A 21,099-nucleotide genomic window follows, 5' to 3' on the forward strand; every position below is an offset into this window, starting at 1 on the left:
CGCCTCCCGGGCGGGCGCGGCACGGAGTCGCCCGGCTCAGGCGCGGGCGTCGAGCACGGCGTCGACGACGACGACGGTGACGTTGTCCCGTCCGCCGGCCTCGACCGCCGCACGCACGAGCGCCTGAGCGAGGTCGGCAGGGTCGCCGGAGTCGCGGCGGGCGAACAAGGCGGCGATCCGCTGGTCGGAGAGCTCCTTCGTCAGCCCGTCGGAGCAGAGCAGGTAGCTGGCGCGCGGCACGACGGGCAGCGTCCAGACGTCCGTCTCGACCTCCTCGTCGGCGCCGAGGGCGCGGGTGACGATGTTGCGGTCGGGATGCGACTCCGCCGACTCGGGGGTGAGCAGGCCGGCCGAGACGAGCTCCTGCACGGCGGAGTGGTCCACCGTCAGCTGCTGGAGTTCGGCACCGTCCCAGCGGTAGACGCGGGAGTCCCCGACGTTGAACAGCGCCCAGCGGGCCGGGCCCGCGGGCTCGGGGAGCACGAGCATCAGCCCGGTCAGCGTCGTGCCGCAGAGCGCACCGCCCACGTCGAGCGCGCGCACGGCCGTGTTGGCGCCCTCCACCAGGTCGAACACCGCGTCCACCGGACCCAGGCTCGTCGGCCGGTTCTCGCGCAGCGCCTCGACGGCGGCTGCGCTCGCGAGGTCCCCTCGTGCGTGCCCGCCCATCCCGTCCGCGACTGCCAGGAGCAGCTCGTCGGCGAGGAGGGCGTCCTCGTTGACGCGGCGGACGGCGCCGACGTCGGTGCTGCTGCTGACGGCGAGCCGCAGCGCCCCCTGGGGCAGGTCGACCGTGGTCGTCGTCATCGCGGGATCACTTCTCCTCGGCGGAGGACCGGGCGTCGTCCGCGACGACCTCGGGGTGCCCGTCGTGCAGCTGGATGTGGCGGTGCTCGCGGCGCATCTTCGCCAGGCTCGCCAGCGTCGCCACGGTCATGCTCAGCACGATGACCACGAGCGAGGTGATCGTGTCGATGTCCCACACCGGCACCGGCTCGCCCCCGTTGAGGAAGGGCAGGTCGTTCTCGTGCAGGGCGTGCAGGACGAGCTTCACGCCGATGAAGGCGAGGATGAACGCGATCCCGTACTTGAGGTACTCGAGCTTCTCGATCAGCCCGCCGAGCAGGAAGTAGAGCTGGCGGAGCCCCATCAGCGCGAAGACGTTCGCGGTGAACACGATGAAGGGGCTCTCGGTGATGCCGAAGATCGCCGGGATCGAGTCGAGCGCGAAGAGCAGGTCGGTCGAGCCGATCGCGAGGAACACGATCAGCATCGGCGTGAAGTGGCGCGTGCCGTCGATCGTGGTGCGGATCCTGGAGCCGTCGAACGAGTCCGAGATCTTGACGCGGCGGCGCAGGAGCCGGATGAGCAGGTTGTCGGTGCCCTCGTCCTCGTCCTCCTTGCCGAACGCCTGGTTCCACGCCGTGTAGACCAGGAACGCGCCGAAGAGGTAGAAGATCCAGCTGAAGCTCTCGATGAGCTGCGCGCCGAGCAGGATGAAGACGCCGCGGAAGACCAGCGCAATGATGATGCCCACCATCAGCACCTCCTGCTGGAGCTTCGCCGGCACCGCGAAGCGGCCCATGATGATGACGAAGACGAACAGGTTGTCGACCGAGAGGCTGTACTCGGTCAGCCAGCCTGCGACGAACTGGCCGGCCAGCTCGCCGCCGCCGAGGATCAGCATCAGCAGCGCGAACACGAGCGCCAGCGACACGTAGAAGCCGACCCACAGCCCCGACTCCTTCAGGCTCGGCACGTGCGGGCGCTTGTAGACCAGCAGCAGGTCGGCGGCGAGGATCAGGCTCAGGACGACGAACGAGCCGATCACGAACCAGACGGGCAGATCGAGCATGAGGGCCTTCCGAGTGGGTGGGGGCCGAAAGTCTCTCCCCGGGGAGCGGACGGCCGTGCCGGTCCGCGTCACCCGTCCCGCCCCCGGCGCCGCGCAGGGGCGGTGCGTACTGACGGGAGCGGAAAGGCGGGATACTCCCCTTCGCGGATGCGATCCTAGCGCCGATCCGGCGGGATGCGGCCCCGGGGAGGCGGAGCGGGAACGAGGCGATCGGCGCGATGCGTCGAGCGGGTCCCGCGTGGCGAGCACCCGGGTGTTAAACGAGAAGAACCCCCGGTCAGACCGGGGGTTCTTCTCGTGTTGCCGTGGTGACCCCAGCGGGATTTGAACCCGCGTTACCGCCGTGAGAGGGCGACGTCCTAGGCCGCTAAACGATGGGGCCGCGTTTTTGCAACTCGAAGAGTGTTGCACACGGATCCGCATCGACGCAAATCGAGCGCCCGGCCCATCCGGTCTCCGCTCGGCCCCGGCCTTGCCCGCCGCCCGCCGAGGCGGTTGGCTCGGGGCATGAGACTGACGAAACTCGAGCACGCCGCCGTCCTGATCGAGGAGGACGGCGCCCGGCTGGTGATCGATCCGGGGTCCTTCACCCGGCCCGTCGAGGGGACGACCGACACCGTCGCCGTGGTGCTCACCCACGAGCACGCCGACCACTGGACCCCGGAGCAGCTGCAGCGCCTGCGCGACGCGGCCCCGTCGCTGCGGATCCTCGGCCCGGCCGGGGTCGCCGCCGCCGCCGAGGGCTTCGACGTCGAGACGGTCGCCGACGGCGATGTCGTGACGGTGGGCCCGTTCGAGCTGCGCTTCTTCGGCTCCCGTCACGCGGTGATCCACCGCAGCATCCCCGTGATCGACAACGTGGGCGTCCTGGTGAACGGCCGGGTCTACTACGCCGGCGACTCGTTCACAGTGCCGGAGGGCGTCGATGTCGAGATCCTCGCTGCTCCCTCGGGAGCACCGTGGATGAAGATCGCCGAGGCGATGGACTACGTGCTCGAGCTCGCCCCGCGGCACGCCTTCGCGACCCACGAGCAGGTGCTCTCGGAGGCGGGGCGCTCGCTCGGCCACGACCGGCTCGGCTGGGCGGTGCGCGAGGGCGGCGGCGAGTACCACGCCCTCGAGCCGGGCGACGTGCTGGAGCTCTGACGCCGGGGACGACGACGGCCGGGTCGGGGGTGAGCCCCGGCCCGGCCGTCGTCGCGATCCGCTACCGGATCAGTAGTACTCGCCCTGGCGGTAGTCCCAGGAGTTGAACTGCTCGGCGAGGTTCAGCATGATGCGCTCGTAGTCGAGGCCGCGGCGGATCAGCACGGGGCCCGGGGTGATCGAGCGCTCGCCGCCCTGCACGGGGATGAGGGCGCCCGAGGCGTCCACCATCGAGACCATGACGCCCTGCTCGTGGCGGGAGTCCTCGTCCTTGTCCGGCTGGATCGAGGAGACGTAGGAGTCGGCCGAGACGATGACGTCGGCCTCGTTCTCGATCCGCTCGCCGATGTTCGCGACGCGGCCGCGGTTGCCCACGCCCGAGGGGTTGGCCGAGCTGGCGAAGGTGAGGGTGCGGTCGCGCTCCCACATGGTGGCGACCAGCTGCTCGGCCGGGCGGCCGAAGCGGATGACGAAGCAGCTGGTGCCCCGTCCGTCGCGGACCAGCTCGCGGGCGTCCTCGTCGATCAGGTCGACGGCCTCGGCCTTCCACGGGAGGATGCAGCCGAGCAGGACGTCCTGGTCCCAGTGCTTCTGGTAGAAGGCGAGGACCTCCTCGTTGAGCTCGGCGAGCTCGGTGAGCTGCTCGATGCTGGAGCAGAGCACGACGCCCGGCTTGTTGCGGTTGCGCTGCTTGGCCGAGAACTTGCGCTCGAGGCCCGCTCCGTCGGTCGTCATCAGGATGTAGCCGACCTTGGTCGCGCAGACGACCAGTCCACCGGGGGCGTAGAGCGCGTCCACCGCTTCCGCAGGAGCCTGCTCACGCCATTCGATCACCGTCGTGCTGGTCATTCTTTCCCTTTCGTGGTGTCCAGAGACGCCATGGGCGGGGCCCCGGCCGAGCGGAAGCCTAGCGGATCGCCTCCCGTCGTCCGCGGCGGTGATGCCGCGAACGGACGCGCACCGGGCTCCGGATCGACTCCGGTGCCCGGTGCGCGCCCGTCCGCGCCGCGCGCGCCGACGGGACGGCTCAGGCGAGGGCCGTGAGCGAGCCTCGCGCGAGCGTGTTGACGGTCAGATGGAAGCCGACCAGCGAGGCCGGAGTCGACTCGTCGACCGGCAGCGTCGGCACTCCGAGCGCGTGCACCGTGAAGAGGTAGCGGTGCGGGCGGTCACCGGGCGGCGGGGCCGCACCGGCGTAGGCGAGCGACCCGAGGTCGTTGAGCGCCGGGCGCCCCACTTCCGTCGAGCCGGCGGCCAGCTCGGTGACCTCCTTCGGGATGTCGACCAGGACCCAGTGGTGGATGCCGCCGAGGGTCGGCGCATCGGGGTCGAACACGGTCACGGCGTACGACTGCGTGCCCTCGGGGCCGGCGCTCCAGCGCAGGGACGGGCTGGTGTCGCCGCTCCCCTGGGCCTCGGCGAGCCGCTCGCCGTCGGTCACGTCGTCGCTGGACACCTCCAGGGGCGCCGTCGCGGGCAGGAAGTCGAGCGGGTGCGGGGGCGTGCTCCTGGTCAGATCGGTCATGTCGTTCTCCTTCTCTCTCAGTCGGTGACTCGGCCGCGGACGCCGTCGAGCCAGTAGTCGGAGTGGCGGTCCGCGGTCGCCGCGTCGCGGAACGAGTACGTCTTCAGCAGCCAGCGGAAGCGGGTCTTGTCGCGGTCCTGGACGTCGACGAGCTGACGGCTGTGCAGGCCGTCCTGGTTCGCGATGATCAGCAGGTCCGCGTCGCGGATCCGGTGGTACTGCTCGCTGACCTTCGAGAGCGCATCGCGGAACTGCCAGAGCGCCCACAGGTGCGGCAGGTCGTCCGGGTCGGCCGGCACCGTCCGGGTGTCGTAGTAGCGGAAGCTGTGCTCGTTCTCGAGCAGAGCGTGCTGGTCCGACACGATCTGGTTCTTGTTCTGGGCGCGCGAGAGCTCGTCGAACGGGGTGATGTAGACCGCCTCGCGCAGGAGCGCCTGGTTCTCGGGTGAGATGAAGCGCAGGATCTCGCGGCCGTCGACGTACTTCGTGTAGACGAGGTCGGTCTCGGGCGTGCGCAGTCCCAGGAGCGAGATGAAGTCGGCGCGCACCGGGTGCGCGGTCCGCTCGTTGTGCCAGTACAGCTCGCCGTCGGTCTTCTGCGTCTGGGTGTTCGAGAAGCGGTTGTCGGCGTAGACGTCCTGGAAGAAGTCGCCGTTGTTGCGGGTGGCGTACGCGAGCAGCGGCGAGCCGAGGTACTGCGACTGCAGCTCGAGCAGGCCCTCGCCGACGAACGTCAGCTTCTTGCGGTACTTGTCCTCGAGCGCGTCGTCCTGGTCGAGCCAGGGGATCTCGTCGTCGACCGGGTTGTTCGAGATCAGGTGCGCGTAGGTGATCTTCTCGTCGCGCTCGCGCCGGATGCGGGCGAGCGCGTCGACGAAGCCCTGCGGGACGTCGCCGCTGTCGATCAGCGCGGCGATCGCGTCGCGGAAGCGGTCGTAGTCCTTGTAGGGGTCGATGGCGACCGCCAGCAGCGACTGCTGGAGGGTCGATCTGTCGGAATCGGAGAACGTGTAGATGGGCTGCATTGCTTCACTCCTTGCACGTGGATGAGGGACGCCGCCGGCGGGCTCGTCCCGGACTTCCTCTGTCACTCCGCTTCCGTGGTGACGGCCCTCCTCTCCTGTCGTCGCATCGAGACGGCCCCGATCGTCTGCGCGAGGACCGCGAGGACGACGAGGACGATGAGGGTCGGCGCGGTCCCTCCCGTGAGGGGGACGAGTATCCCGGCGCCGACGAGCAGGACGGCCTGGAGGATCCCCTGGTTGCGCTCCAGTCCGCGCATCACCGCGACCCGGGCGCCGTCCTCGAGCCCGTTCATCGCCGGCGCCAGGGCGATCATCGTCGCGGGCCGCACGAAGCCGCCCGCGATCCCGAGCAGGGCCAGGCCGGCGATCGCGGCGCCGAGCACCCCGAGGGTGGTCAGGGCGAGGCCCAGCACCTGGGTGAGCGCCGTCAGCCGGAAGACCAGGGGCGTGCCGGCGATGAGCGGCGAGAGCCGGGCGGCGGCCAGGCCGGCGAGCGTGTAGAGGCCGAGCACCAGGCCGAACGCGGGCAGCGTCAGACGCAGCTCCTGGAACAGCAGCAGCGGGATCACGAAGGTGTAAGCGGCGAGCAGGACGGCGCGGTTCACGGAGTAGTAGAGGGACCAGAAGCGCACCGCGGCGGGCAGGACGGCCGGCCGCACGGCGCGCGCCGCCACTCCCGAGGCGGCGCTCGCGCCGAGCGGCAGGCGGGCAAGGAGCACCACGGCCAGCGCGGCGCACGACACGAGCGCGCTGAGGAGGAACGGCAGCCGGTCCCAGAGCGCGAGCGAGGCGGCCCCGAGCACTCCCGCGCCGAAGGAGGCGAGGAACATTCCGCTCTGCACCCGCGTCTCCTGGCGGCGAGCATCGGCTCCGGCGCGCAGCGAGGAGGCCAGCGCGGCGTCCCGCCCGGCCGTCAGCGAGAAGCCGCAGCCGGCGAGCAGCTGGCTGATCACGACGGCGACCGGATCCGCGTCCAGCACGATCACGACGAGGCCCAGTGCCTTCACGCCCTCGCCGACGACGAGCGCGCCCGCCGAGGACAGGCGGCGTGTGAGCGGCGAGAGCGGGCCGTCGGCGAGCGCCGCCACCACTCCGTAGAGCGCCAGCAGCAGCGCCACGGCCAGGATCGGGTAGCCCCGCGCCAGCAGGAACACCGCGACCACGGGCAGGTGGAAGTAGGCGCGCGAGACGATCCGGTAGACCGTGATCAGCCCGGCGGCGCTGCGGCCGCGCGGGGCGTCCCCGCGCCCGAGGTCAGACAAGGGAGGGCACGACGACGCGCAGTGCGTCGGCGCCCACGTCGCCCTGACGGACGATCGACGCGCCGCCCACGAGGGAGACGATCGTGCTGCTCATCGTGGAGTCGGGGGCGGTGGTGCTGCGGATCAGGTAGTCGCTGTCGCCGCCGAGGTGCTCCGCGGCGAGGTCGAAGTCGACGAGTCCGGTCGACACCGTGCCGCTGATGTTGGCGGAGGTGGCCGCGAGCGGCAGGCCCGCGAATATCGAGAGCAGGTTGATCGGGGCGCTGAGGTTGTGCACGACCGACACCGTGTCCTGGCCCGAGGTGACCCAGTCCGGGACGACGGGCTTGCGGCGCAGGATGACGTTCAGCGGCCCCGGCCAGAACGCTGCGACGAGCGCGTCCATGTCGGCCGTCTCCGGGGCGAAGGCCCAGGTCGCCCAGTCGCGGGGCGCGGAGACGAAGAGGGTGAGCGGCTTCGCGCCGTCCCGCTTCTTCATGTCGTAGAGGCGGAAGCAGGCGCTGCGCGAGAAGGGGCTGGCGAACACGCCGTAGTTCGTGTCGGTCTGCGCGATGACGGTCGCGCCCTCGCGGAGCTCCTGCCCGACGCGCCGGAGCTCGTCGAGATCGGTCGCGTCGATGATCTGTGCCGTCATGGGTAGTGCTCCTGCTGCGCTCGGGCGCGTCCGGGCGGGGCCGGATCGCGTCGCTGTCGTGTGGCCCGCTGACGGCGGCGCCCCACGGAGGGCGCCTGGCGGGTCGGACGGCGGAGGCCGTCCGGATGCGGGTGACCACGGAGGAGAGATGCGGCTGCGTCCTCCCCCCGAGGACGTCTGCCCGGTGAAAGTAGCAGGGTGCGCATCCGGCCCGCGTGTTCGCGACGCTGCATGACGAAGGAAGTCGTCGACGTCGGGGAGCAGGGTCGGGGATCGGTATGTTCCGCTGACGCGCCGCATCTCCGCGGCGTTCTCCCGGCTCCGCGGATCCGCGCGATCGTCCGTCTGGCGGCGCACCACGGCCGGGGCTGGACGGCTCGCGGCGACCCGGTCTCCGGGCCCTCCCGCTCCTCGACAGAAGGACCGCCCATGACCGACTACTGGCCCGTGCTCCTCATCCTGCTCACGATCGTGGCCGTCGTGGTCCTGATCGTCGTGCTGAAGGTCGAGCCGGTGATCGCCCTCCTCGTCTCGGCCCTCGGGCTCGGCCTCGTCTCGGGGCAGGGCGGCGAGGGGACGGTGACCGCGATGACGTCCGGATTCGGCGCGGTCCTCGGCGACATCGGCCTGCTGATCGCGCTCGGCCTGCTGCTCGGATCGCTCCTGGAGGCGCTGGGCGTGGCCCCGCTGCTCGCCCGCTGGCTCGTGAAGCGCTTCGGTCGGCGCGCGCTCCCGGTCGCCTACGCGCTGACCCTGGGCGTCGCCTTCCCCTCGATCTACTCCGACGTGCTGGTCGTGATGAGCGCACCGCTGACTCGTCTGGCCTCGCGGGGGCTCGGTGCCGGTGGCTACGGGCTGCTGGCCGGCTCCTCCATCGTCGGGATGATCGTGGGCGTGGTCTTCGTCGTCCCCGGAGCCGCCGCGCTGGCCACGGCAGGCATCGCGGGCGCTCCCCTGCCGTCGATGGTCGCCATCGGCGCCCCGCTGGGCATCGTCACCATCGTGCTGACCGTGCTGGTGTACAGCGCCCTGGTGAAGCGCGGCGGCTGGCGGGACGAGCGCGACCTCGAGGGCGGGGCGGTCCCGGGGCCCGCTCTCGAGCCCGAGGCGGGCGCGGCCACGGGAGGCACGACGCTCGCGACGCGGCGGGTGCCGCTCGCGCTGGCCGTCGCTCCGATCGCCCTCACCATCGTGCTGATCGCCGCGAACTCGCTCACCCAGCTGGCCGAGCTCGACGTCCCCCTCCTGCGGTTCCTCGGCGACGCGCACATCGCGCTGCTGGCCGGCTTGGTGCTGGCCTACGCGACGGCACTGCGGACGCTCCCGAAGGGCGCCGTGGCCACGGCACTGGGCGGAGCACTGACCCGCAGCGGCCCGATCGTCGTCCTGACCGGGGTCAGCGGCAGCCTCGCCGCCGTGGTCGGAGGAACTGGGGTCGGCGACGCGCTCGCCGGCGCCTTCGACGGGCGGGCCCTCTCGCCGATCCTGCTCACCTGGGTCGTCGCGGCCGTGCTGCACGCGGCGATCGGCTCGGTCTCGACGGCCGCGATCACCGCGGTCGGCATCGTCGCCCCGCTGATCCCCGTGCTCGACGTGAACCCGGCGTTGATCGCCCTGGCCGCCGGCTCCGGCGCGCTCTTCCTCGGGATGGTCAACGCCAACGCGTTCTGGCTCTTCAAGTCCGTGCTCGGCCTCACCGTGCGGGGCACGTTCACCGCCTACTCGCTGACGCTCTCGATCGCCTCGGTGATCTCGCTGCTGGCGCTGCTGGTGGCGGGAACGTTCGTCTGAGCGTCGGCCGGCCCCCACGAGGCCACGCTCGCGAGGTCGGCGCCGAACTCGACCCGGAGGCGCACGGGCGCGCCCCCGCGCAGCACGCCCGGCAGCCAGAGGCGGGCGTCATCCCACATCCGCTCGAACGGCACCTCCTCGACCGGGACGAAGGCGGCGGCGAGCTCGCTCGACTCGGTGACCTCGCCGGTGACGCGGCGGCAGAGGAAGACGTGCGAGCGCTGGCTCCAGGCCGGCCGGTGCGGGAAGGAGTAGTCGAGCACGCCGCGCGGCTCCAGATCGGCCGCTCGGGCGACGAGCCCGGCCTCCTCCTGCAGTTCGCGGACGGCGGCGGCGACCGGCGACTCGCCGGGCTCGAGCTTGCCGCCGGGAGCGACCACGCGCCCCTCGCCGAGGCCGCGGCGCTTCCGGCCGAGCAGCACCTCCGCGCCCCGCGGGCCCTCGCGGAGGACGTAGACGACGCACACCTCGGGCAGTCCCACCGCGCACCTCCGCTCGCCGGGGCCGGGAGCCCGGCACCGCCGTCGTAGGCTAGCCCGGTGACGACGACCGCGCTCGAGCGCTTCCAAGCCCTGCTGCGCGTCGAGACGGTGTCCCACTCGGACGAGACGGCCACCGATTGGAGCCGCTTCGAGGCGTTCCGCACGCTCGTCGCCGAGCTCTACCCGGCACTGCACGCGGCCCTGGACTTCGAGACAGTCGCCGGCCACTCCCTCCTCTGGCGCTGGCGCGGTGAGGAGCCGGGCGAGTCGGCCGTGCTGATGGCCCACTACGACGTGGTCAGCGTGACGGCGGCGGAGTGGTCGCACGACCCGTTCGCGGCCGAGACGGTCGTCGCCGCGGACGGCCGCACCTCCGTCGTGGCGCGCGGCGCCCTCGACGACAAGGGCTCCCTCGTCGCCCTCCTCGAGGCGGTCGAGGCGGCCGTCCTGCGGGGCGAGCGGCCCCGTCACGACGTGTACCTCCTCTCCACGCACAACGAGGAGACGGCGGGCGACGGCGCCCCCTCGGTCGTCGCCCTGCTCGGCGCGCGCGGGGTCCGCCCGCGCCTCGTGCTCGACGAGGGCGGGAACGTGCGGCGCGGCATCCTGCCCGGCGTCACCACCCCGATCGCCGTGATCGGCGTCACCGAGCGCGGGATCATGAACCTCGAGCTGACCTGCCGCGACGTCGGCGGCCACGCCTCCGCTCCGCCGCCCCCGCCCGGGCTGCTCGCCACCCAGCGGCTCGCGAGGGCGATCCACCGCCTGACCGAGAACCCGTTCCCCTCGACCCTCCCGGAGCCGATCGCCCAGCTGGTGCGCGCGGCGGCCGACCACGCGGACGCGGCCCACGCCGTCTGGTACGCCCGCCCGCACGAGCACCCGGACGCCGTCGTCGGCGCGCTCGCCGCCCACTCCAACCGCTCGGCCGCGATGCTGCGGACGACGGTCGCGATCACCGAGCTGCGCGGCAGCACCGGAGCGAACGTCCTCGCCTCCAGCGCCAGCGCCACCGCGAACGTGCGGATCAACCCGGGTGGCACAGTGGCGGGCGTGGTCGAGCGCATCCGCGCCGTCATCGACGACCCGGAGGTCGAGGTCGAGGTGAAGGTCGCCCACGAGCCCTCCCCCGTCTCCCCCACCGGCGAGCGCGGCGACGGCGGGCCGTACGACCTGCTCCGCGCGGTCGTCCAGGAGTCGTTCCCGGACGCGGTCGTCGCCCCCTACGTGCAGACCGGCGGCAGCGACGCGCGGCACTTCCACGCGATCAGCGACCACGTCTACCGCTTCATCCCGTTCGAGATCAGCCCGCGGCAGCAGCTCGGGATCCACGGGGTCGACGAGTCGGTCGAGGCCGACCAGTTCGAGCGCGCCATCGAGTTCTACGCGCGGCTGCTCGCCCGGCTCTGATCGCGGCGGTCCTCCGGGGTCCGGGAGGACCGCGCAGCGACCGGCAACCTGGGAGAACCGTTCGATGACGCGCCGACCGGTGTTGGCCCGGAGTTCACCCCGCGATGATGGACTGATCGCAGCGGGGTCGCCTCCGCTGGAGCAGTGCGCAAGTGCCGACGCCGGGTCGCGTGATCCGGCTCCCGCCGATCGTGGAACCCGAGGATCATGTCCCTCCGCCAGGCCGAGTACCCCCGGCCCAACCACTTCATCCTTCACCTGAGCGACACCCACTTCATCGCCGGTGACGGCGGCCTGTACGGCTCCGACGTCGACAGCGAGGCCCAGCTGCGGCTCCTGTTCGACGAGCTGGAGGCGTCCGGCGGACGTCCGGAGGCCATCGTCATCACGGGTGATCTCGCCGACAAGGGCGAGCCGGAGGCGTACGCGAAGCTGCGCGCCGTCGTCGAGCCCGCTGCCGCACGCCTCGGCGCCGAGGTGATCTGGGTGATGGGCAACCACGACGACCGCGGCGCGTTCCGCTCGGGGCTGCTCGACCAGCTCCCGACCACGCAGCCGGTCGACCGCGTGCACGACGTGAACGGGCTGCGGATCATCGCGCTGGACTCCACCGTGCCCGGCGCCCACTACGGCGAGATCTCGGACGCGCAGCTCGACTGGCTGGCGGAGGAGCTCTCCAGCCCGGCCCCGCACGGCACGATCCTCGCGCTGCACCACCCGCCGGTGCCGAGCGTGCTCGACCTGTCGGTCCTCGTGGAGCTGCGCGACCAGCCCGCCCTCGCGGAGGTGCTCGAGGGCTCCGACGTCCGCAGCATCATCGCGGGCCACCTGCACTACTCGTCGACGGCGATGTTCGCCGGCATCCCGGTCTCGGTCGCGTCGGCCACCTGCTACACCCAGGACCTCAACGTGCCGGTGGGAGCGACCCGCGCCCGCAACGGCGCCCAGGCGTTCAACCTGATCCACGTCTACGACGGCACGGTGCTGCACTCGGTGGTGCCGATCGGCGCCTCGACCGAGGTGTCCTACGTCTCGGCGAACGAGACGCAGCGGATCCTCGCGGACCACGGCGTCGAGATCGCCGCGGCGACGGCGGCCCCCGTCGCCCGGGACGAGGAGCTCTACCCGCCGCTCGTGGAGCGGGTGGGCGTCAGCGCGTAGCGGCGCGGCGGGGCGTCGGGGTCGCTCCCACGCCTCCGGGCGCCGCGTCGACCGCGTCCTCGGACACGGCCGGCGGTGTCAGCGCCCGCCGGCGCGGTCCCGTGCGAACAGCCACCCGGCGAACGCCAGCGCCGCGGCCAGCGCGACGCCCACGCCGACGCCCGCTCCCACTCCGATGCCCGGGAACACGAGCGAGCTCGCCAGGCCGAGCAGCAGCCCGGCCACCGCTCCCCCGACGGCCCAGCCCACGGTCAGTCCTCGCGCTCCCACGGAGCCGGGATCGGGTAGTACTCCTCGAGGAACCCGATGACGGCCTTGGTGCGCGCCTCCGCCGAGATCTCGGGGAAGCTGCCGTCGTTGAGGCAGAAGAAGTCGACTCCGCGGTTCTTGAGGAGCTTGCGCATGTCCTTCAGCCCCTGGTGCATCGTCGTGTCGACGTACTTCACCGAGGCGTTCTCCTGCACGACCGCGCGCCCGGTCATCAGCGCGTAGTAGTGGTAGAGCGAGTTGGTGACGGAGACGTCGCTCGCGGAGCGGAAGCGGCTCGCGGCGGTCGCGGTGAACTCCGGCTCGAACTCGGCCTCGAGCTCGGCCATCACGGTCTTGCGGAGCGGCGTGGCGGCGTGCTCGAGGTGACGGGTCGTCATCGCGCCGAAGCGCTCGCGGAGCAGGCGCCGGTTGACGCGGGCCGCGTTCTCGAAGCCGCTGCGGGAGGCGTTGGAGTCGCCCATGCCGATGCGCGTCGTCGCCTCGATGAACTTCGTGATGCCCCCGGGCGAGAAGAAGATCGACGGGTCGACCGGGCGCCCGAAGAACATGTCGTCGTTGGAGTAGAGGAAGTGCTCCGCCAGCCCCGGGATGCGGTGCAGCTGGCTCTCGACCGCGTGGGAGTTGTGCGTCGGCAGCACCGAGAGGTCGCGGAAGTGGTCCTCGCTGCGCACGAGGGTGACGTCCGGGTGCTCGTCCAGCCAGCGCGGGCGCGGGGAGTCGGTGACGATGTAGATGTGCCGGATCCACGGCGCGTACATGTAGACGCTGCGCAGGGCGTACTTGAGCTCGTCGATCTGACGGAAGCGCGCCGGAGCGTCGTCGCCCTCCCCCACCACGTAGCTCGCCATGCGGGCCGCCCGGGCGCGCTGGAACTCCAGGTCGGTGCCGTCGACCCACGAGAAGACGATGTCCACCTCGAAGCGGATGTCGCTGACGAGCGGCTCGAACATGCCCTCGAACGTCGGCCAGGTGCGGCCGTACGCCTCGACGTGGGCGTCGATCGCTTCGGCGACGGGGAGGCTGTTGCGCATGAGCGCGTTCTCGGCGGGAGTGATGATCTCCTCCTCGCCCACCTTCCACAGCTCGAGGCGGACGCCGCTGCGGGCGCCGTAGCGCAGCGATCCCGTGGAGGAGACGCGCGGACGGAAGAGCTTGAAGACGGAGGCGCGCGGATACGGCGCGAGCACGCCCTCGGCCAGGAGCTGCGGCGGGGTGCCCCGCTTGTCGACCGTCTTGGCGTAGAAGGGCTCGGTCGCGAAGGCGCGCGCCAGCAGCGTCGCCAGCTCGGCGCCGAGCACGCGGTCCACCGCGAGGAAGGGCGAGCCGTCGGTGCCGCGGATGAGGCGGTAGGGGAATTCGGCGGCGTCGAGGACCTCGCCGATGGCGATCAGGTCCTCGGTCCAGGCCGCGCGGGGCGTCGTACTCGAGTTCACCAGCGAGAACAGGCCGGCATGGACCACGACGTCGTCGCGGTCGAAGTGGCGCGGGCGCAGGAGCGGTGACGGAAGAGCACGGACGGAAGGCATGATTCACATTATCCGCCGTGGATTTCGTCCGTGTGACCGGGCCGTCGGCTTGACAGCGACCGCGGGGCCGCACGGTCAGCGCGAGAGCGACCCCAGACGGTCCCCCGCCTTCTCCGCGGCCTTCGCGGCCCGCCTGGCGCGGTGCCGCTCCTCGGCGGCGACGACCCCCAGCGCGAAGGCTCCCTCCCCGCTGCGATCGGCCTCCTCCAGGATCAGCGCACGGGCGGCGAGCGCGTCGCGCTCCTCCCCCAGGGCGTCGGCGAGGTCCTCGCCCGCCTCGGCGAGCGAGCGGCGCCGGGCGCCGACGGCCTCGGGGACGACCGCCCGCCACGCCTCCACGGTGTAGCGGAGCCGCTTCGCCGCCTTCCGCAGGTCGTGACGAGCCTCGAGCGAGCCGCCGGCCGCCGCGGACCCCGCCGCGGAGATGCGCGCGAGGTCCTTCGCGACGGAGCGGCGCACCAGCGCCGTCGCGCTCGAGCTGGCCCGCGCGGTGCGGGGCGGATCCGCGAGCAGGGCGTCGAGCGAGGCGAGGAGCGCGAGGTAGCGGCCGCCGCGCAGAGTGCGGTCGACGCGGCGCAGCGCCGAGGCGTGCCGGTGCTCGATCTCCTCCAGCAGGGCGGTGGGGGTGCTCGGGGCGCCCTCGACGGCCGCCAGGGAGGTGCGGAACCGCTCGGCGAGCACCTCCTGGTCGCGGGCCGCGCCGAGGACCCCTCCCAGCCAGCGCAGCTCGTCCCGCACGGGGTCGGTCGCCGCACGGTCGAGCACGGAGCGGGAGGCGGCGAGGACGGACCGGAGCCGGCGCACGAGCACGCGCATCCGGTGCAGGGCGTCGTCGGCCTCGAGGCGCACCCGCGGGTCGACGGCGCGCAGCTCGCGCAGGAGCGAGCGGACCGCGGCGAGCGCCGCCTCCCCGCCGTTCCGCGGATCCGGGACCGTCTCCTCGATCGGGCCGCCGGTGGCCCGGGCGAGCTTGGAGGCGCTGGCGGCCGGGCGGGCGCCCGCGGCGAGGAGGCGCTGCTCGATCGCGTCGAGGACCCGCTCGCCCTCGTCGCCCGGGACGTCGACGAGCTCGACCTCCCACTCCCTCCAGCGCCGCTCGCGGCCGGTGCGCTGGTCGCGCGCGGTCACCAGGTCGTCGGCGATCTCGGCGAGCTCCCGCCCGTGGGAGTCGAGGGCGCGGGTGATCGAGCGGACCGTCTCGAGCAGCGCCAGCGGCTCGAGCGGCGCGCGCCCCACCTGCCCGAGCACCGGCTCGCGGACGGCGGACGGGACCGTGCGCGAGGCCGTGAGCTCCGCGTGGATCTCGGTGCGGCCGGAGGAGCCGGGCAGCTTGACGTGCCAGCCCTGGTCGGATCCGCCCTCGCGGCGGCGCAGCGTGATCCGCGCCCGGGACAGAGCGCGCTCGGCGGTGTCGAAGTACTCGGCGCGGAGGGTCACCGGCTCCTCCGTGCGGACGCTCGCGACGCTCGCGGTGCCGGTCAGGTCGGGCAGCCGGGTGCCCGCGTCGACGTCGTACTTGCGCTCGACCTCGGTCTGCACTCTCCGCGCACCGCCCGCCAGGGACGTCGCCGACTCGTTCTCCGCACCGCTGGCCATGGTCCATTGTGATCACGCCCGGCGCCGCTGCGGCACCCCGGGGCGGCCAGGGGCGCCCTCGCCCTAGGCTGGAGCGATGACCGCGCCCGTTCCGCCCGTCGCCCGCCGCGTCCCCCTCGAGCGCCGCCACCACGGCGACGTGGTGGTCGACCACTACGAGTGGCTGCGCGAGAAGGAGAGCCCCGAGGTGCTCGCGCACCTCGAGGCCGAGAACGCGTACACCGAGGCGGTGCTGGCTCCTCTCGCTCCGCTGCGCGAGCGCCTGTTCGAGGAGATCCGCTCGCGGACGAAGGAGACCGACCTCTCGGTCCCCGTCCGGGAGGGCTCCTGGTGGTACTTCTCGCGCTCCTACGAGGGCCGCCAGTACGCCGTGCACTGCCGGGCGCCGATCAGCGGGCCGGACGACTGGACGCCGCCGTCGATCGCCGAGGGCGGTCCGCTCGAGGGCGAGCAGGTCGTCCTGGACGGCAACGCGGAGGCGGAGGGGCACGACTTCTTCTCGCTCGGCAGCTTCGACGTCTCGGCCGACGGCCGACGGCTGCTCTTCGGCACCGACGTCGAGGGCGACGAGCGCTACACCCTCCGCATCCGCGACCTCGAGACCGGCGAGGATCTGCCGGACGTCATCGAGGGCACCGGCGGCGGAGCGACCTTCGGCGCCGACGCGCGCTTCGTCTTCTACCCGACCGTCGACGAGTCCTGGCGCCCCGACACGATCTGGCGGCACGAGGTCGGCGCCGGGACCCCGGACGAGGTCGTCTTCGCCGAGCCCGACGAGCGCTACTGGATCGGCGTGGGCCTCACCCGCAGCCGCCGCTTCCTCGTCATCGAGATCGGGAGCAAGATCACGAGCGAGTGCCTGCTGCTGGACGCGTCCGACCCGACCGGCTCCTTCCGCTCGGTGTGGCCGCGCCGCGAGGGCGTGGAGTACGAGGTCGAGCACGCCGTCGTCGACGGGCGCGACCGCCTGCTGATCGTGCACAACGACGGCGCCCTCGACTTCGAGATCGTCGAGGAGCCGGCCGACCTGTCGCTGGACGCCGACGCCCGGGCCCGCGAGCGCCGCGTGGTGGTACCGCACCGCGAGGGCCGCCGGATCGAGGGCGTCGACGCCTTCGCCGGTCACGTGGTCGTCTCCTACCGGGCCGACGGAGCCACCCGGCTCGGGCTGCTCCGCGAGGACGGCGCCGGAGCGCGGCTCGAGGAGATCGTCTTCGACGAGCCGCTCTACGACGCGGGCCTGGCGGGGAACCCGGAGTGGGAGCAGCCCTCCCTCCGCCTCGCCTACACCTCGTTCGTCACCCCCTCGACCGTGCTCGCGCTCGACGTCGCGACGGGCGAGCGCACGGTGCTCAAGCAGCAGCCGGTGCTCGGCGACTACGACCCCGCGCTGTACGTGCAGAGGAGGGAGTGGGCCGTGGCGGAGGACGGCACGCGGGTGCCGCTCTCGCTCGTCTGGCGCCGCGACGCCGCCGATCCGGACTCGGCCCCCGCGCCGCTCCTCCTCTACGGCTACGGCTCGTACGAGGCGAGCATCGACCCTGGCTTCTCGATCGCGCGCCTCTCGCTGCTCGACCGCGGCGTCGTCTTCGCCGTCGCGCACGTCCGCGGCGGCGGGGAGATGGGCCGCTCCTGGTACGAGAACGGGAAGACGCTGGCGAAGCGGACGACCTTCACCGACTTCGTCTCCGCGGCGCGGCACCTGGTCGACGCGGGCTTCACCTCTCCGGCCCGCCTGGTCGCGCAGGGAGGGTCGGCCGGCGGCCTGCTGATGGGCGCGGTCGCGAACCTCGCCCCGGAGGCGTTCGCCGGCGTCCTCGCGCAGGTCCCGTTCGTCGACGCGCTCACCTCGATCCTCGACCCGTCGCTCCCGCTCACGGTGATCGAGTGGGACGAGTGGGGCGACCCGCTGCACGACGCCGAGGTCTACGCCTACATGAAGTCGTACTCGCCCTACGAGAACGTCCGCGAGGGCGTGCAGTACCCCCGGATCCTCGCGACGACGAGCCTCAACGACACCCGGGTGCTCTACGTGGAGCCGGCGAAGTGGGTGGCCAGGCTCCGCGAGGTCGGCGCTCCCGCGCTGCTGCGCACCGAGATGACAGCGGGACACGGCGGGGTGAGCGGACGCTACGAGCGCTGGCGTGAGATCGCGTTCGAGTACGCCTGGACGCTGGACGTGCTCGAGCTGGCCTGAGCGCCCCGCCGCAAGCCCCTCCGCCCGTCGTCCGCGGCCAGTAGGGTTCGGGGTGCCGACGGAGGGAAGACCATGAGCGCAGGCCTGTCGATCGACCGCATCGCCGCATGGGTGGCGGACCAGAGGTGGTACGCGAGCAAGGGGCGGCGCCCCGAGCTGGAGGTCCGCGGCGCCTGGTCGCTGCACCCCGGCGAGGCGGAGGTGGTGGACCACCTCTTCATCGACCGGGCAGGCACGAGCCCGGTGCTGTACCAGGTGCCGGTGACCGTCCACGCGGCTCCGGTGCCCGGGCTCGAGGACGCCCTCGTCTACTCCGACGACGCGCACTACGTGTACGACGCTCCGCGCGACCCGGTGTTCGCCCGCGCCCTGCTCGGCATGATCGCCGACGGCGGCCGCTCCGACGAGGACGGCGCCCAGGGCGGCGCCCGCGCCGAGGGCCACCGGCAGCCGGGTGCCGCGATCGGGGCGTTCGCGTCCTCGAAGGTGCTCAGCGGCGAGCAGTCGAACACCTCGGTGATCGTCCGCACCACCGCCGACGACGGATCCGACGCGACCCCGGTGATCGTCAAGGTCTTCCGCGCCCTCCACCACGGCGACAACCCGGACGTGACGGTGCAGTCGGCGCTCAACGCCGCCGGGAGCGCCCTCGTCCCGCCCGTGATCGGCAACGTGACCGGCGAGTGGGACGACGAGGGCGAGGAGACGGGCCGCGCCTTCGGGCACCTCGCCTTCGCGCAGGAGTTCCTCCCCGGGGTCCAGGACGCGTGGCGCGTCGCCCTCGAGGCGGTCGCCGCCGACTCCGACTTCACCGGACCCGCCCGCGAGCTGGGCCGCGCCACCGCCGAGGTGCACGCGACGCTGGCGGAGGTCATGCCGACCGAGGACACCACGTCCGAGGTCGTCGACCGGATGGTCGCGGCCATGCGCCGTCGCCTGCGCATCGCCTCGGCCGAGGTCCCCGTGATCGCCGAGGACTCGGAGGCGATCGAGGCCGTGTTCCGCGCCGCCGAGACCGCGCCGTGGCCGAGGCTCCAGCGCATCCACGGCGACTACCACCTCGGGCAGGTCCTGTCCGTGCCCGGTCGCGGCTGGGTGCTCCTCGACTTCGAGGGCGAGCCGCTGCGGCCCATGCACGAGCGCCGTCTTCCCGACGTGGCCCTTCGCGACGTGGCGGGGATGCTGCGCTCCTTCGACTACGCGGCGGGTGCGCACGAGCAGGCCGAGCCGGGCGCCTCGAGGGCGGCCTGGGCGGCGGCGAGCCGGGCCGCGTTCCTCGAGGGCTACACCGAGCGGGCGGGCGACGCGGTCACCGCGCACCGGGCGGTGCTCGACGCGTTCGAACTCGACAAGGCCGTCTACGAGGCGATCTACGAGGCGCGCAACCGGCCGGAGTGGCTGTCGATCCCGGTCGCCGCGGTGCAGCGCCTCGCCGGGCGCTCGTAGGGTGGCAGGCATGAGCGACGACACCGACGACAAGAAGCCCCTGGACCCGCTGAGCGACTTCAGCATCCCGGGCGACACCGATCTGCACACGACCGGCGACGCCTCGGGCGCGGACGGCGACGAGATCGCGGAGCCCGGAGCGGACGAGGACTGAGCCGCCTGCTCCGCGGGGCCTGCCTCGGCCGTCGGCTCCGCTGAGCCGGCGGCCGTCCTAGCCCAGCGGGGCGAGCGGCTCGACCGCCGGCCCCTCCAGCACCGTCCCGTCGGCTGCGAAGCGGGAGCCGTGCAGCGGGCAGTCCCAGCTGCGCTCCGAGTCGTTCCAGGTGACGATCCCGCCCAGGTGCGGGCACACCGCCGACACCGCGCAGCGCCGCCCCTCCACGGTGGAGACCGCGACGGGCTGCAGGCCGTCGCGGGCGAGCGAGCCCTGGCCCTCCGCCGGCACCACCCCGGCCGAGCGGGGCGCGCGGAGCGCTGCCGACCACCCGCGGGCGTACCAGGCGCCCACCGCCAGCCCGGCGCCGAGCCCCTCCGCCATCACCCGCGGCAGCGTGGGCCGGCGGTGCAGCGTCCTCGCCCAGGCCGGCGTCCCGCCCTCGAGGTCGGCGACGAGCGTCAGCGCGGCCTGCACCGCGTTGGTCATCCCCCACTTGTCGTAGCCGGTCGCCAGGAAGATCCGTCCGCGGCCCCGCGGCAGCCAGCCCACGAACGGCACACGGTGGAACGGCTCGTAGTCCTGGGCGCTCCACTTCGCGACCGGCTCCGCCCCCGGGAAGGACCGCCGCGTCCAGGCGACCAGGTCGTCCACCGCCTCCGAGGTGACGGGCCTGCGCCCCACGGGGTGGCCGTTGCCGCCGATCAGGAGGAGCCGCTCGCCGTCGCGCTCGGCGTCGCGCACCGAGCGGGACGGCTCGTCGACCGAGAGGTACATGCCGTCGGGGATCGGCGCGTCGGTGCGGAACGCGACCGCGTACGAGCGCAGCGCGGCGATCTTGGCGAAGTACAGGCCGCGGTCGAGGATCGGCGCCCCCGTGAGCAGGTAGGCCCGGTCCCCGGTCACCGGGCCCGCGCTGGTGCGGACCCGGACGGGAGCGGTCGCTCGCATACCGAGGGCCCGGACGCCCTGCACCAGGGTGCCCCCGGCGGCGCGGAAGTCGGCGGCGAGCGCCGTGAGGACGTCCATCGGGTCGAACTGGGCCTGGTCGTCGAGGGCCACGGCCGCCGTGCTGGGGAAGGGCACGTCGAGCTCGCCGACGAGGCGGGTCGCGAGGCCGAAGCGGCGCGCGGTCGCGTGCTCCTTCAGGACGGCGTCCACGCCCTCGGGCGTCTGCGCGTAGCTGTAGGCGGTGCGCCTCTGCACCGGCACGCCCGCGCCCTCGCAGTAGTCGAGCAGCCAGCGGAAGCCCGCGAGGTTCGCCGCGACGTAGGCCTCGGTCACCGCGGGGATGTTGCGCTCCGCGATCCGGGAGAGGTGCGCTCCCTGCAGGAGGCTGAGCTTCGCCGTCGTGTTCCCGGTCGTGACCGCGCCGACCTCCCGCGCCTCCAGCACCAGCACGCGCCGACCGGTCCGCTGCAGGAGGAGCGCGGTGACCAGCCCGGTAAGTCCGGCGCCGACCACGACGTCGTCGTAGTGCGCGCCCGGCACGAACTCGTCGGAGGGGATCGGAGCCGCGCCCGCCCGCCAGAGGGAGCGGGGCCGCGGGGCCGTCGTGGTCGTGTCCTCCGGAGTCATCGGGAGTCCCTCCGTTCAGGGGCCGGACGGCCCGCGAGCGA

The 21,099-nt window shown here is 73.0% G+C and carries 19 protein-coding genes and 1 tRNA gene; 7 read left to right on the top strand and 13 right to left on the bottom strand.

All coding sequences use genetic code 11. The annotated features are described in order from the left end of the window. Window positions 1-36: 36 nt before the first annotated feature. The 3 genes from C5C63_RS00210 to C5C63_RS00220 form a co-directional block, all read right to left on the bottom strand. Window positions 37-807: a PP2C family serine/threonine-protein phosphatase gene (locus C5C63_RS00210; protein WP_104223087.1), complete on the bottom strand. Its 771-nt coding sequence runs from the start codon at window positions 805-807 to the stop codon at window positions 37-39. Between the two features lie 7 nt (window positions 808-814). Continuing rightward, window positions 815-1,855: a TerC family protein gene (locus C5C63_RS00215; RefSeq protein WP_104325305.1), complete on the bottom strand. Its 1,041-nt coding sequence runs from the start codon at window positions 1,853-1,855 to the stop codon at window positions 815-817. Window positions 1,856-2,161: 306 nt separating this feature from the next. Beyond that, window positions 2,162-2,237: transfer RNA gene (locus C5C63_RS00220), tRNA-Glu, on the bottom strand. 125 nt (window positions 2,238-2,362) lie between these two features. On the opposite strand from C5C63_RS00220, the gene C5C63_RS00225 reads away from it, so the two are divergent. Then, window positions 2,363-3,001, top strand: coding sequence for an MBL fold metallo-hydrolase (locus C5C63_RS00225; protein WP_104225619.1), 639 nt, complete (start codon window positions 2,363-2,365; stop codon window positions 2,999-3,001). Between the two features lie 69 nt (window positions 3,002-3,070). Here the strand turns inward: C5C63_RS00225 and C5C63_RS00230 are convergent, their stop codons facing one another. From C5C63_RS00230 to C5C63_RS00250, 5 genes are all read right to left on the bottom strand, one after another. Next, window positions 3,071-3,850, bottom strand: a complete 780-nt coding sequence (locus C5C63_RS00230; RefSeq protein ID WP_104223084.1) for an L-threonylcarbamoyladenylate synthase — start codon at window positions 3,848-3,850, stop codon at window positions 3,071-3,073. 178 nt (window positions 3,851-4,028) lie between these two features. After that, on the bottom strand, window positions 4,029-4,526 hold the full coding sequence (locus C5C63_RS00235; protein WP_104223083.1) for a YbhB/YbcL family Raf kinase inhibitor-like protein: 498 nt from the start codon (window positions 4,524-4,526) through the stop codon (window positions 4,029-4,031). 17 nt (window positions 4,527-4,543) lie between these two features. Further along, window positions 4,544-5,551 carry a TauD/TfdA family dioxygenase gene (locus C5C63_RS00240; RefSeq protein WP_104223082.1) on the bottom strand — a complete coding sequence of 336 codons (1,008 nt, stop codon included), beginning with the start codon at window positions 5,549-5,551 and terminating at the stop codon, window positions 4,544-4,546. A 62-nt stretch (window positions 5,552-5,613) separates the two neighbouring features. Next, the gene (locus C5C63_RS00245) at window positions 5,614-6,813 is read right to left on the bottom strand and encodes a hypothetical protein (protein WP_104233774.1); all 1,200 of its coding nucleotides are present in this window, start codon (window positions 6,811-6,813) and stop codon (window positions 5,614-5,616) included. Then, on the bottom strand, window positions 6,806-7,447 hold the full coding sequence (locus C5C63_RS00250; RefSeq protein ID WP_104225616.1) for an L-threonylcarbamoyladenylate synthase: 642 nt from the start codon (window positions 7,445-7,447) through the stop codon (window positions 6,806-6,808). The genes C5C63_RS00245 and C5C63_RS00250 overlap by 8 nt, the downstream gene beginning before the upstream one ends. Window positions 7,448-7,876: 429 nt before the next feature. On the opposite strand from C5C63_RS00250, the gene C5C63_RS00255 reads away from it, so the two are divergent. After that, window positions 7,877-9,238, top strand: coding sequence for a GntP family permease (locus C5C63_RS00255; RefSeq protein ID WP_181110538.1), 1,362 nt, complete (start codon window positions 7,877-7,879; stop codon window positions 9,236-9,238). Here C5C63_RS00255 and C5C63_RS00260 read toward each other — a convergent pair. Continuing rightward, complete coding sequence (locus C5C63_RS00260; protein WP_181065444.1) at window positions 9,166-9,720, bottom strand: 8-oxo-dGTP diphosphatase; 555 nt, start codon at window positions 9,718-9,720, stop codon at window positions 9,166-9,168. The genes C5C63_RS00255 and C5C63_RS00260 overlap by 73 nt on opposite strands. Window positions 9,721-9,777: 57 nt before the next feature. Here C5C63_RS00260 and C5C63_RS00265 point away from each other — a divergent pair, with 57 nt between their 5' ends. Both C5C63_RS00265 and C5C63_RS00270 read left to right on the top strand, forming a co-directional pair. Beyond that, on the top strand, window positions 9,778-11,130 hold the full coding sequence (locus C5C63_RS00265) for a M20/M25/M40 family metallo-hydrolase (protein WP_104325307.1): 1,353 nt from the start codon (window positions 9,778-9,780) through the stop codon (window positions 11,128-11,130). Between the two features lie 207 nt (window positions 11,131-11,337). Then, window positions 11,338-12,291, top strand: a complete 954-nt coding sequence (locus C5C63_RS00270) for a phosphodiesterase (RefSeq protein ID WP_104249612.1) — start codon at window positions 11,338-11,340, stop codon at window positions 12,289-12,291. 78 nt (window positions 12,292-12,369) lie between these two features. On the opposite strand, the gene C5C63_RS16865 is transcribed toward C5C63_RS00270, so the two are convergent. The 3 genes from C5C63_RS16865 to C5C63_RS00280 all read right to left on the bottom strand — a co-directional run bounded on the left by C5C63_RS16865 (window position 12,370) and on the right by C5C63_RS00280 (window position 15,683). Beyond that, window positions 12,370-12,540, bottom strand: a complete 171-nt coding sequence (locus C5C63_RS16865) for a hypothetical protein (protein ID WP_159939285.1) — start codon at window positions 12,538-12,540, stop codon at window positions 12,370-12,372. A 2-nt stretch (window positions 12,541-12,542) separates the two neighbouring features. Next, window positions 12,543-14,087 (bottom strand): stealth family protein, encoded by a 1,545-nt coding sequence (locus C5C63_RS00275; protein WP_104233778.1) that lies wholly within the window; start codon window positions 14,085-14,087, stop codon window positions 12,543-12,545. A gap of 75 nt (window positions 14,088-14,162) precedes the next feature. Then, window positions 14,163-15,683 carry a CYTH and CHAD domain-containing protein gene (locus C5C63_RS00280; protein ID WP_104325308.1) on the bottom strand — a complete coding sequence of 507 codons (1,521 nt, stop codon included), beginning with the start codon at window positions 15,681-15,683 and terminating at the stop codon, window positions 14,163-14,165. Between the two features lie 76 nt (window positions 15,684-15,759). Between C5C63_RS00280 and C5C63_RS00285 the strand changes: the two genes are divergently transcribed. The 3 genes from C5C63_RS00285 to C5C63_RS16870 all read left to right on the top strand — a co-directional run bounded on the left by C5C63_RS00285 (window position 15,760) and on the right by C5C63_RS16870 (window position 19,480). Next, window positions 15,760-17,880, top strand: coding sequence for a S9 family peptidase (locus C5C63_RS00285; protein ID WP_104325309.1), 2,121 nt, complete (start codon window positions 15,760-15,762; stop codon window positions 17,878-17,880). Between the two features lie 72 nt (window positions 17,881-17,952). Further along, window positions 17,953-19,326 (top strand): phosphotransferase, encoded by a 1,374-nt coding sequence (locus C5C63_RS00290; protein WP_104233781.1) that lies wholly within the window; start codon window positions 17,953-17,955, stop codon window positions 19,324-19,326. Window positions 19,327-19,336: 10 nt separating this feature from the next. Further along, window positions 19,337-19,480 (top strand): hypothetical protein, encoded by a 144-nt coding sequence (locus C5C63_RS16870; protein ID WP_181067829.1) that lies wholly within the window; start codon window positions 19,337-19,339, stop codon window positions 19,478-19,480. Between the two features lie 57 nt (window positions 19,481-19,537). Here the strand turns inward: C5C63_RS16870 and C5C63_RS00295 are convergent, their stop codons facing one another. Then, complete coding sequence (locus C5C63_RS00295) at window positions 19,538-21,058, bottom strand: FAD-dependent oxidoreductase (RefSeq protein WP_104233782.1); 1,521 nt, start codon at window positions 21,056-21,058, stop codon at window positions 19,538-19,540. Between the last annotated feature and the right edge of the window lie 41 nt (window positions 21,059-21,099).

The sequence above is a fragment of the Rathayibacter sp. AY1B8 genome, from assembly GCF_002932775.1.
Classification (GTDB): domain Bacteria; phylum Actinomycetota; class Actinomycetes; order Actinomycetales; family Microbacteriaceae; genus Rathayibacter.

Excerpts from the sequence above, each read along its gene's own strand:
- C5C63_RS00210 (WP_104223087.1), bottom strand. The coding sequence starts at position 807 with ATGACGACGACCACGGTCGACCTGCCCCAGGGGGCGCTGCGGCTCGCC.
- C5C63_RS00215 (WP_104325305.1), bottom strand. The coding sequence starts at position 1,855 with ATGCTCGATCTGCCCGTCTGGTTCGTGATCGGCTCGTTCGTCGTCCTG.
- C5C63_RS00225 (WP_104225619.1), top strand. The coding sequence starts at position 2,363 with ATGAGACTGACGAAACTCGAGCACGCCGCCGTCCTGATCGAGGAGGAC.
- C5C63_RS00230 (WP_104223084.1), bottom strand. The coding sequence starts at position 3,850 with ATGACCAGCACGACGGTGATCGAATGGCGTGAGCAGGCTCCTGCGGAA.
- C5C63_RS00235 (WP_104223083.1), bottom strand. The coding sequence starts at position 4,526 with ATGACCGATCTGACCAGGAGCACGCCCCCGCACCCGCTCGACTTCCTG.
- C5C63_RS00240 (WP_104223082.1), bottom strand. The coding sequence starts at position 5,551 with ATGCAGCCCATCTACACGTTCTCCGATTCCGACAGATCGACCCTCCAG.
- C5C63_RS00250 (WP_104225616.1), bottom strand. The coding sequence starts at position 7,447 with ATGACGGCACAGATCATCGACGCGACCGATCTCGACGAGCTCCGGCGC.
- C5C63_RS00255 (WP_181110538.1), top strand. The coding sequence starts at position 7,877 with ATGACCGACTACTGGCCCGTGCTCCTCATCCTGCTCACGATCGTGGCC.
- C5C63_RS00270 (WP_104249612.1), top strand. The coding sequence starts at position 11,338 with ATGTCCCTCCGCCAGGCCGAGTACCCCCGGCCCAACCACTTCATCCTT.
- C5C63_RS00275 (WP_104233778.1), bottom strand. The coding sequence starts at position 14,087 with ATGCCTTCCGTCCGTGCTCTTCCGTCACCGCTCCTGCGCCCGCGCCAC.
- C5C63_RS00280 (WP_104325308.1), bottom strand. The coding sequence starts at position 15,683 with ATGGCCAGCGGTGCGGAGAACGAGTCGGCGACGTCCCTGGCGGGCGGT.
- C5C63_RS00285 (WP_104325309.1), top strand. The coding sequence starts at position 15,760 with ATGACCGCGCCCGTTCCGCCCGTCGCCCGCCGCGTCCCCCTCGAGCGC.
- C5C63_RS00290 (WP_104233781.1), top strand. The coding sequence starts at position 17,953 with ATGAGCGCAGGCCTGTCGATCGACCGCATCGCCGCATGGGTGGCGGAC.
- C5C63_RS16870 (WP_181067829.1), top strand. The coding sequence starts at position 19,337 with ATGAGCGACGACACCGACGACAAGAAGCCCCTGGACCCGCTGAGCGAC.
- C5C63_RS00295 (WP_104233782.1), bottom strand. The coding sequence starts at position 21,058 with ATGACTCCGGAGGACACGACCACGACGGCCCCGCGGCCCCGCTCCCTC.